The organism is Aporhodopirellula aestuarii, from assembly GCF_023701485.1.
GTDB classification, from domain to species: domain Bacteria; phylum Planctomycetota; class Planctomycetia; order Pirellulales; family Pirellulaceae; genus Rhodopirellula; species Rhodopirellula aestuarii.
The window spans coordinates 1-10,526 of record NZ_JAMQBK010000019.1; the positions used below are offsets into that span (position 1 = coordinate 1).

The 10,526-nt window shown below is 53.6% G+C and carries 8 protein-coding genes; 2 read left to right on the forward strand and 6 right to left on the reverse strand.

Going from position 1 to position 10,526, the window contains the following annotated elements; all coding sequences use genetic code 11:
• The coding region (locus NB063_RS06280) for a DUF2625 domain-containing protein (RefSeq protein ID WP_250927903.1) at positions 1 to 780 on the forward strand (780 nt) is incomplete at its 5' end.
• Between the two features lie 1,210 nt (positions 781 to 1,990).
• Here NB063_RS06280 and NB063_RS06285 read toward each other — a convergent pair.
• The 4 genes from NB063_RS06285 to NB063_RS06300 form a co-directional block, all read right to left on the reverse strand.
• Positions 1,991 to 2,197, reverse strand: a complete 207-nt coding sequence (locus NB063_RS06285) for a hypothetical protein (protein WP_250927904.1) — start codon at positions 2,195 to 2,197, stop codon at positions 1,991 to 1,993.
• Between the two features lie 127 nt (positions 2,198 to 2,324).
• The gene (locus tag NB063_RS06290) at positions 2,325 to 3,617 is read right to left on the reverse strand and encodes a DUF1559 domain-containing protein (protein ID WP_250927905.1); all 1,293 of its coding nucleotides are present in this window, start codon (positions 3,615 to 3,617) and stop codon (positions 2,325 to 2,327) included.
• A 247-nt stretch (positions 3,618 to 3,864) separates the two neighbouring features.
• On the reverse strand, positions 3,865 to 6,000 hold the full coding sequence (locus NB063_RS06295; protein WP_250927906.1) for a serine/threonine protein kinase: 2,136 nt from the start codon (positions 5,998 to 6,000) through the stop codon (positions 3,865 to 3,867).
• A 60-nt stretch (positions 6,001 to 6,060) separates the two neighbouring features.
• Positions 6,061 to 6,681, reverse strand: a complete 621-nt coding sequence (locus tag NB063_RS06300; RefSeq protein WP_250927907.1) for an RNA polymerase sigma factor — start codon at positions 6,679 to 6,681, stop codon at positions 6,061 to 6,063.
• 456 nt (positions 6,682 to 7,137) lie between these two features.
• Here NB063_RS06300 and NB063_RS06305 point away from each other — a divergent pair, with 456 nt between their 5' ends.
• Positions 7,138 to 8,196 (forward strand): glycoside hydrolase family protein, encoded by a 1,059-nt coding sequence (locus NB063_RS06305; RefSeq protein WP_250927908.1) that lies wholly within the window; start codon positions 7,138 to 7,140, stop codon positions 8,194 to 8,196.
• A gap of 373 nt (positions 8,197 to 8,569) precedes the next feature.
• Here the strand turns inward: NB063_RS06305 and NB063_RS06310 are convergent, their stop codons facing one another.
• Positions 8,570 to 9,922, reverse strand: coding sequence for a putative glycoside hydrolase (locus tag NB063_RS06310; protein ID WP_250927909.1), 1,353 nt, complete (start codon positions 9,920 to 9,922; stop codon positions 8,570 to 8,572).
• An 11-nt stretch (positions 9,923 to 9,933) separates the two neighbouring features.
• Positions 9,934 to 10,206, reverse strand: coding sequence for a hypothetical protein (locus tag NB063_RS06315; protein ID WP_250927910.1), 273 nt, complete (start codon positions 10,204 to 10,206; stop codon positions 9,934 to 9,936).
• Positions 10,207 to 10,526 lie beyond the last annotated feature (320 nt).

The window sequence follows — 10,526 nt, forward strand, 5'->3', positions numbered from 1 at the left end:
GTGACGAACGGTTCAACGGTGTTCCTGATTCAGCGTGTCTTTTCTGTAACGCAACTCGTGGTGCGTTGGCCTGCAACACAAACCGCTGCACGAATTAGCCAAATGCGTTCCCTCGACGAACTAATCGAATACGACGATCCACGTTGGCCCGACGTGCGAAGATGGATGGCAGAGGCCACGAACGGCGTGTCCGTCTTCCCGCCTGTCGAATCGACTCGCGCGGACGCGTTGCTCGCCACGCAGGTTACGACGCGTTCTCCAATGGGTGCCATCATCTACGAGTCTGGGGGCATGCTCGTTGACCACGGTTGGCTTCGCATCCTCGGTGGTGGCTGCAACGCCTTCACGCGTTCGCTACCCCAATGGAACCGCGACTGCGGACTGATGACTGAAAATTCGCCGCCACCATTCCTCCTCGTCGCCGATGACGTCGCAGGCGGTTTCTTCGCGGTCAACGGTGGTTCGCTTGGCAATGATGCGGGAAACCTCTACTACTTTGCTCCCGACACACTCGATTGGGAGCCACTCGACATGGGTTACACCGATTTTATTCACTGGGCATTCTCCGGCGATCTCCAATCCTTCTACGCCGACTTTCGCTGGACGGACTGGGTTTCGGAGATCGCAGATATGTCGCCAGATCGCACCATCAGTTTCTACCCTTTTCTCTGGACGGAGGCTGACAACCTCGATTCACGCCATCGCGGATCGGTGCCGGTTCTTGAAGCCTTCAGCCTGCAAGTCGACATGGCTCGGCAGCTCAACGGTCGCCCAACATAGTTGTTACGCAAGGTCTCCGTGGGCCCGTCTTCGTTGCTTGTTCATGCTTCCTACCGATGGTAGACGACTCGGTGATTCAGCGTCAAACGGCATCGTAACGGCGGTGTCGTCAAACACTTTCCTTATTGGATTCCGATGGTTCAAGCCACAGGTAGATTCTCAATTGGTTTCGCCACGGGTGCCGTCTTGGCGATCGCCCTGTTCTCCATCGCGCGATCTTTTTTTCTCTCAACAATACAGACGCCTGAAAGTGAGCCACACTACGAGGTGCTTTACGCCGGCCTCGATTCCGGCGTAGTACTTGTAATCGTGTGTCTCCTCCCAATTGTCGCTGGACTACTTTCAGCGACACAGCTGAATCGACCGCTCGACGACTGGATCGTCGCCACGTCCGCAGTTCTGTCCGTGCTCATGTGTCTAGGAATCATCGTGGTGTCTCAAACGTTAGTTGCAGACGCATTGCTTTATGGCATGGACTGACGCCATCTTTTCCCCCTGCCACGCACACGCCGAAAGGCCTAACATGGTTCTGAACAAGACAGCGGCTTCGTCACTGGAGCGTCGCTTGGTTTACCGCACCTTTCGCTTTTCTGACGCGTATTAAGCAGGTACGCAGGAATCCTCTGGCGAAACTGCCGCGAACTGTAGGCCGAACCGATCACGATCAGCGGAATTGTCGCTATACCGAATCACTTCTATGCACCTGCTTAACCATTCGCGTAACTCTGCATCCAGCTAAACGAAAATGGGATAGCGACACATCTTGTTCATAAAGAAATTTTTGGCAGCCCAGCGATTGCTTTCGTTGGACGTAGGAATCACGGCTAGCACCTAATGACAGAGATACCGACAGTCTCCAGCCTACGAGCTTAAAACAGCGAACAACGCTGGCGTGGTTCAGCGGGGAATCAAGATCCACGTTTCGACAGGTACTGCACACAACGCAGAAGAGCGATGCAGCATGGAGAATGCGGCATCGCTCTTGATCGTAAGGCGTCGTTGGCAAACCACCGGACCGCTAGGAATCCAGAGTGCTTCAATGCGTAGGGTTCGGTATTAAAAGTTCACGCAGAGAACTAGTTCTCTGCAAGCGTTAAAACGCGGTGCGGGACCGGACGGCTTGCGCCGTTCCGCTAAGAACAGCCCTCAAACAATCAACGTCCCGAGAGACCGAGCTACGTGATAACGGGTGCTATCCAGCTACGCAGGTCTACAAACCCGCGTCTACCTCTTCATCTCCCGCGTCCTCTCCCGATTCTTCTGCTTGACGCGCCAAACTTTTGGCTTGCATCTCCTGCAGCTCTTCAAATGTCATCGTACCTTGGTCAATCACAAGTCCGCCCTCAGGTGAACCGCAACCGGTAAGACCGACCAGACAACACAGAAGGCAGAGGAGAGGAAAAATTCGTTTCGTCATTTGTCGTTAGTCCAAAAAGTTATTTTCACACGGTTAGAAGCCCCACCAAGACCTCCTTCACATCCGATCAACGCGAAGGAGGGCTCTTGCATGGGACAACTCGCTCGACAGAGTGCCGAACGGAATCCTACAGTTCCTCTTCGATGGTTTCCTTTGCGGCCCGGGTACCCAAGGATCCCCAGAGACCATAAGGGCTTCGCGAGCCGGGGGCACTGACACCAGTACCGAGCTGAGCAACTGGAGTCGCATTCTGATTGCCGGCTTCGATCGAATCGGTGATGAATTTCACCGCACCATCGCCCATCAACACATGGCATCCACCCTGGTGCCGACTGCTCGCCGAAAATACGCCGGATCGGTTGTAGACGTTATTTGTTCCCTGTTCATTCGCAGCTTGAAAGCAGACCGCAGTGTTTGGCGGCGACAGCGTATTGATCTGACTGAAAACAGGGAATCCACTCGCCCAGCGATAGCCACGGAGTTTATCCAGTTCAATCCCGCCAAAGATAACCGAGAGAGGCGTCGAGGCACTGCTGCTCCAAAACTGTGGCCGTTCTGGGTCAACACCAACGTTGCCTGAACACTGACTAGGCGATCCAACCGGTGCCTGCGGATTGCCTCCCGACTCTGCGCGAAGCGTCACATCACTATTGTTGGACAAGGGATCTGTTCGCGTGTCTCGGTCGCCGAGATCGGTAGCAATTTCGCCGGCCATGACGGTATTCGCCAAGCCATCAAGGATGTCGCGAAACGCCATTTTTTGACGAGGCACAAACACACCTCGTTGACTGGCACGAACCATTTGTGCGCGAGTCGCGTTTCTGTTCAAGTGATTATCGGCCGCACCGACACCACCGCGGAACGGGCTATCTCCAGTGCAGGCTGCATAATTCGTCCGACCGTATGCAGGAAGCCCCACACCCGGATCACTCGGGCACCGCAGGGCTGGGACCGACGTTAAGTAGGGAGGGTAATTTGCGACGTTGGGTGACGGACCAAAGGCAACCCACGGTTGACCGACCGATCCCCAACCCGATGTCCCGCCATCAGTACGACCGACCAAAGGATTCGAAATCTGTTCCCACAACGCTTGTTGTTCGAAGAACGGCAAAAGTCCAACGAAGATACTGTGCCTTTCGCCGTTGCCGTTCGTTCGGTTTGGGTGAGAGCCGGAATTGTTTCCGTGGCCCGTTCCGGACATCTGGGTCGGCAATTGGTTGTAGGCCGAATGGTAATTGTGAACAGCCAGTCCAATTTGCTTGAAATTGTTACTGCAGCTCATTCGTCGGGCGGCTTCGCGGGCGGCTTGGACGGCGGGCAACAACAAGCCCACCAGCACGCCGATGATTGCAATCACGACTAAGAGTTCTACTAATGTGAAACCCCGTGTAGCTCGGGGGGAACGACTTGATGTCGGCATCTTTGTACCTCGGTTTCCGAAGGAATACGGTTAATTACTGTTGATAACGAGAGACAGGGTAATCCCTCTCATACAAACACTAACCGAGGTCTACGCGCAGAATCTGAACACTTGGCGGAAAGAATATTCGATTTTTTTTCAAGTCACGTCATTTTCGCCGCAAAAACCCAGCGCAAGCATCGACGTTCTGCAAGTTAAATGCTTTCCCAAGCACTTCGCTCAATCCGATGCCTGGCCGGAGAACGTATTACTGCCCCCCCCGAACAACATCGATCGAGGGCGGCAGATCTGCGATTTGCGATTCGGGAATCTTATCAGCGTCTAGATAGAGACGTCGGAGGGTGCGGCTACCCCGCAGTGGAGAAAGATCCGTGACCGGAGTTTGACGGATATCGAGCTCCAGAAGCTGCAAGCTTGCTAGCTCAGACAAGTCGCGAAAGTTCGTTTCGCGAAGATCCAGCACTTTCGGTTTGAGTATCTGCAGCAGGCAAAATCGATTTGGGTGGCGTTTGGATGAAGCTGCCATGGTCCGGTTCAGGTGCTTTAAACCCATGCCACGCAACCGCACCGTTGCGGTCTCCGGTTCATACGTCAATCCTTCACTTTGCCATTTCGGATTATTGATTTGCACCCATGCTCGCGTGATCGCGAGTTTTTCCTCGGGTGTTCGGTCATGAATCCCGTCATAGATCATCATTTTTTCAGCAAGTGGTGCTCGCCAAGGATCGATCGCAACCAAATCATGCATCAACGAGATGAAGTGAGCAGTGTCGAGGTACCCGTCCGCATTTCGATACGGCAAATAATTTTCGGCAAGCAGTAGGAGTTCAGGGGTGATTTCTTTCCCGGCTCGACTCAGATCCAACGCCGCTTCAAAGTCCTGAACAATAAACAGAGTCCAAAACTTCTGAGTCCAAGCAAACGAACTGGGCGGCGGATCAAAATCGAGGATCGAGTCCAACTGCACCACTGCGAACTGGAGCGCAGACTGCAACTCATCCTCACGCTGCATGGCTGCGTCAATGACAAAATCCGAATGTCTTGCGGCGGCGACAATTTGAGAGTCGAGGCGTCGATCCGATTCATTCTTTTCTGCCAAATACTTCGCCAACGACTTCTCCGCGTGTCGTTGTGCCTGTTCGGCCCGTTCCAGCGCGGCAGCGGTCTTCTGTTGAGCATCCTCCGCGACTCGTTGCGCATCTAAGGCCCTTCCTTGTGCTTCCTGCGCGTGCCCACGCGCTTCCACCGCGACCGCTTTGGCGGTCAATGCCTGTTCACGACTTTGGCGAAGCTGCCACACAAAAACGGTGACACACATCGCTAAAATGACGAGTGAGCCTAACGCGATCGAACATGCTTCGCGATGCCTGCGATAGAACAACGCAGCCTCGCGGCGCAGACTGGTTTGCTCGACCGACGTGCTGTATCCAAGTAGAAAACGCGAAATGTCCTCCCGCAAGGAGGCGACATCTTGATAGCGATCGGCTGGCTCAATCGCCATCGCTTTGGCAATGGTCGCTGCCAGCGGCGCGTCGATCCCGGAATTCGCGGACTTGGATTGTGAGGGCGCTTTTAAGGTCAACCATTCCTGGAGCAGACAGCCAAGCGCGTAAATATCCATTTGAGGTGTTTTTTGTTGTCGCCTGTCCTTTTGTTCGGGAGCCATGTAAATCGGCGTGCCACTGACCGATTGCAGGAGCGACCCGTAAAGGTCAGGATCGAGCAGGACGGCCGACTCGCTATCTCCTTCCTCACGAGCCATCACGACGCCCATACCCCAATCACAAACCTTCACCTCCCCAAAATCGCCCACAAAAATGTTCTCGGGTTTGATGTCCAGGTGTAGAACGCGGCGAGAATGAGCGTAGGCAACTGCATCGCAAACTCGCAGGAAGAGTTCCAAGCGTTGGTGCAGCGGAATTTCGTTCTTGGCTCGATCATCACGCAGCGACCGGATCACCTCTCGAAGCGACTGACCGTGTCTCAACTCCATCGTGAAAAACGGCCGCCCTTCCCGATCGATGTCCATGTCGAACAGGTTAATGATGTTCGGGTGGTTCAATCGCGCCGTCAGGTGTGCTTCACGCAAAAAAGCGTCGTACTGATCGCTGGAAAAATTTGGTAGCGGTTTGGCCATCGCCACGTGACGCACCGCTCGCGCGTCGTACACCCGATAGACCTCTTTCATCCCACCGCGACCAATCAGCACGGGGTCCTGGTAACGTTGCTTGATTCGTGAAATCGAACAATACAAAGGACAAATATCGTCGTCAGATTCCAGATTGTCGTCATACGCCTGTGCCGGATCAGCTTGATCGAACAAGTCACTTACAATCGGCCTGATACGCTGAAGATCTTCGTTTCGTGGATGGCTGTTATTCATCAGGTTGTTGGCGTTTCTGAATTTGGGTAAATCGAGAAGGCTACCCTCGCGGGAGGAGAATCAAGAATGGCCATCGGGAAGCTCCAACTCTCGTCGCAACTCGTACACGGCGCGGACAAGGCGTTTCTTGACGCGATGTTTCAACACATACACGCTTTCTTCGCTGATATTCAATTGTCGGCTGATCTCTTCGACCGACTCTCCCTCGACGCTGCGAACAAAGACATCCACAGCATTTCCAGAGAAGATCGCTTTCAATCGCTCGAGAGCCAGATCGACAATGTGTTCTTTCCACTCTGCCTCAATCCTTGCCTCGAGTTCAGACTGGTTAATCACTGCTTGCTCGAAGACAAAGGAATCCGAGTCCACGACGAGTCGATCACGCCGTTGTTGCCGGTGCCAATCGACCAATGTGCTGTGAATCAGATAGGACAACCACGTGCGAAATCGCGCCTGGTGTGGTTTGCGCTGGTAGTTCACCAGATCTTTCCACAGACGCATCAGCACTAATTGGCAAACATCTTCGACATCCGAACGAGCGACTCCAGTCTGCATCAGAATCCGGCTTATGAACGGTTCGTAATAGCCTAGGAATTCCTCCCAAGCCGGATGGTCTTTCCCTGATTGGGCAAGCTCCAGCAACGAAATCCGAGTCAGTAAGTTTTGTGATTGACTGTTCATCAGGAGTCACGGCGGGGTTACGACAACGGCCACTGGGACCGCAAGTCGATTCAAGTCATTGAAATAGTTTTCCCACGTACCGGCAAACGTTGCAATGTCACCGATCCGCTGACCAGTCAAAATGCAGCAGGTACCCCGTTTGGAATGACCAATCCCCGATGCCATCGTTCCTACGCAACGAAATCGCATGAAAAAAGGCCTGTTCGCGTGTACGCCCCTCTCACATGACTGATCGGAAATGCGGGGCTTAGCCCAATGGGTCGCAAGTTCAACAAGAAGCTGTGTAAGCAGGGCTGCGTTTTCCTCGCCAAGGTGATTGAAGGGAAGAGCGGATAACCGTTGTCTCGTGGGATACCGTATCGCTCGCGTTGATGAACGTATCGATTTGACGCGTGTCTGATTATGCTAACATTCTTCATCGAGGGTGTCTTCATTTTGCGGTTTGGGAAGAAAGCAATGAAAATTCTGTGGTTGGCGTTTTTGGGGTGCCTCCTTTCAACCCGCTGCATGGCGCAGCCCTGCGAGTTCGAATTTGAATACGTAGGGCTTGCGGTGCAAACGGAAGGCATGCATGTCTGGGGATCGTCGCCCGTCATCGGTCCGGACGGGAAAGTCCACCTCTATGTGGCCCGATGGTCGATGACAACGCGGAACGATTTCAACGGGTGGTATCAGGAATGCGAGATTGCACACTACGTCGGCGATAAGCCCGAGGGGCCGTTCGAATTTGTCCGCGTGGCCGTACCCGACCAGGATGGCAAATTCAACTCGCCGCACAATCCATCGATCAAAGAGATCGATGGGAAATACGTGCTCTGTTTTATCGTCAATGAAAACGACGATTTAACGACGCAGCGCATTGTCATGTATGTCGCCGACGACCTTTCCGATGACTGGAAGCCGGCTGCGGGCGCCGAGCCCGATGGAACGATGGTGCGAAAATCCACCGATCCTAAGGACTGGAATTTCACCGCCCGATTAGGCGTCTCGAATCCTTCACTGATCAAGCACAACGGGAAATATTTGCTGTACGTCAAATCCGTGGTCTTCCCATGGGCCAACTCAAAAAAACGCAAATACATGTACGGTGTCACGGTGTCAGACACCCTCGAAGGCCCTTACAAGAATCACCCAAAATACGTCACTCCGGGAACGATGCCCCTTGAAGATGCTTACGCGTTCAGTCTGGGTGATTCGGTGTATATGCTCAGTCGGGATTTTGGTGCTTCCAAAGGGTCCAGTGGTGGCGGACTCTTGTGGAAATCCAAGGACGGATTCCATTTTGACAAGAAAGACGTGACACGCGCCTACGAAGATCTCGCCCATTATGTTGGCGAAGACTCCTTGCAAAACGGCACTGCCTACCGAGGAAAGCTTGACGGCCATCTCGAACGCGCGCAGGTATTGGCAATTGATGGCCAACCGGCGTATCTGTACGTGGCAACCGGAGTCAACACCACTCCCGGCTACGGCAGCTGCTCACACGTCTTCCGCATGAAAATGCGGAGCGAATGATCATTAGAGCATTTCCATTTTTGACGTAGCCACCGTCGCCCGACGGTGGACCATGTTCTGGCGAACGTAGCTACCTTTGAAAACCTACGTCATCTACAGAAACGCTCTGGCGAAAGCCGATCGAAGGGGTCGGGAGTCCCTTCCGAAAAACCAACCGGTACGTCGGAATGAATGATCTCATTCGATCCCGATTCATTCGACAAGCCGCAGAAGGCTTCCACTACGCCGCCCGTTGAACGAACCGGTCGTATTTCACTGCTTCATTTGTTCTCGGCAAGTGCGGGCTAACCGCGAGCGTCCAGTCGATATCCTCGGCAGCGTTCCAGCATTCGTCCGCCGCTTACAATGTACGCCCCCCGTGTGAACGAAGCGGTCAGTCCCAACGAATCTTTCCCACGCTGTTATCCAGGTCGAGCCATACTGAGGCGTGCTCGAACTCGCGGGTGTAGAGATAGCCTTGTTGGTTGGCCGGGCCCTTGGGTGCGCCCAATGGTTTCTTGTATTCAGGGAGCGACTTCAACCACAGCCCGCTTTGGCAGACCTCGTTCTTGCCTCTCGTGTCGACGCAGTATCCGTCGTTCAAGAACAGGTAGCTGTATTTCTCGGCACAGACCAAAAAGAGGGCTAGTTTGAAGTTGAGTTCGTCCTGCCGAATCTCTGAAATATCGTCGATCCGCGTGTGCAGTTCATCAACATCGTCGGACACGCTGCTTTCGCCCAAGCCCAACGTCATCGCAATGATCTTTCCCTGGCGAGCAGCCTTCTGGGTCGCGTCGATTCCTTTGACGAGATAATCGGCCTTGCTCAACCGAGTCCCCGCTGGCGTGGTAAAACACTCCAAGTACGAACCGTCGAAATAGTCCATGAATTCAAGTCCTCCATCCGTGAACCGGCCGCGGATGATATTCGCGAGCATCAGTTTCTCGGGACCGAGAGCCTTGCGGGTCTCCGTCATCATCTCGTGATAACCATCAATGGTCTGTTGTTTCTTATTCGCTGGCAATTGCCGTACCAAGAACGATGTTAAAACTTTAATGTTCCCGTCGAGAAACAAACCGTCCACATACGGGCTCTTGCAAACCTCCGCTGCTGTCGCGACCCACCAATTGCGAAGCTCCGGCGTGGAAGTGTCATAGGCTCGACTATTTCCTCGAATCAGTTGGTCGTTGCCGCGTTTATCAACGAGATACCAGTTGGGAATGTCCGCAAGTTGTTCGTCGAAGCTGTATGTGCCGTAGTGGACGATGACATTGCGGTAAAACAAGACTTTTGCCGCAGGGTTGATTTGCTTGATCGCCTTGGCGGCTTCGATGGTCCCTTCGTCGGTGGAACCGTAAGCTCGGGAACCCGTGGTCTTCTCCAAAGTGATCAACGGGAAGCCGGCGAGGTAATTCAATTCCTGATCGTTGAACGCGTCCACTTTCCTGATGTGTATGTAGAGAGGAAGCGTGTCCCAGCTGAATTCGGGCATGCGTGATGGCGAGTCGTTCGGCGTCCCGTCATTGAGGGCATCTCTGACTAATTGCTGCGATGCTTCGGAAAGCAAACTGATCGGAAACGTGAATCGTCGCCCATCCGATCTTCTGACGGTGAGTGCGTCCGCGTTCAGCTCGAGCACGTCGGCTTGGATGGTTCGCCCGTTCTTGTCCACCAAATCCACCGCTGCAACACACGGCACCAGGCTGAACACGAGAACTAGAAACACGAAGTATACTTTGAATGACATCACAAGATCCTCTATTGAGCCAGCTCGGTCACGAGTTCGTGACAGCGATTACGATACCTCGCGAGCACTGCTTCGCGTACCGCGTGCTGCGGCCCGCTAAAAACCATTCCGTCACTCTCCAACTGATCGAACACCGGCGCAATCCAAGCTGGAATCGGGATATCTATTCTTAAATGATACGTCGATTGGTCGTCGGCGATAATGACTAGGGGATTGGGGCGATTTGCCGCAGGCGGCTGGCCACCCGCCCCCACAGCCAACCACGATATGGTACCGAGTCCCAAGATGCTTTTATGGCGACGTGTGCATCGTTTTTTGGGAGATCTCTTTCAATCGCGTTTGATTATCTTTTTTCACGATTGGTTTTGTGAAAGCTTAGTGCAGAAACGGAAGCGGGCACGCGGCCTTTAAACAGGATCTGAGAAGCTTAATGGCCGGAAGGCACCGCTTTGTGACGTTAACTTAATTACTGCGGGATTTCTGAAATGTAGCGGAACTGAGCAAGCCGATCGGTGACTCGGGACCGAACGGCTTGCGCCGTTCCGCTAAAAACAGCACTGAAACAATCAACGTCTCCCGAGGCTCCAGGGCAATCGCACGTTCA

Excerpts from the sequence above, each read along its gene's own strand:
- NB063_RS06285 (WP_250927904.1), bottom strand. The coding sequence starts at position 2,197 with ATGACGAAACGAATTTTTCCTCTCCTCTGCCTTCTGTGTTGTCTGGTC.
- NB063_RS06290 (WP_250927905.1), bottom strand. The coding sequence starts at position 3,617 with ATGCCGACATCAAGTCGTTCCCCCCGAGCTACACGGGGTTTCACATTA.
- NB063_RS06295 (WP_250927906.1), bottom strand. The coding sequence starts at position 6,000 with ATGAATAACAGCCATCCACGAAACGAAGATCTTCAGCGTATCAGGCCG.
- NB063_RS06300 (WP_250927907.1), bottom strand. The coding sequence starts at position 6,681 with ATGAACAGTCAATCACAAAACTTACTGACTCGGATTTCGTTGCTGGAG.
- NB063_RS06305 (WP_250927908.1), top strand. The coding sequence starts at position 7,138 with ATGAAAATTCTGTGGTTGGCGTTTTTGGGGTGCCTCCTTTCAACCCGC.
- NB063_RS06310 (WP_250927909.1), bottom strand. The coding sequence starts at position 9,922 with ATGTCATTCAAAGTATACTTCGTGTTTCTAGTTCTCGTGTTCAGCCTG.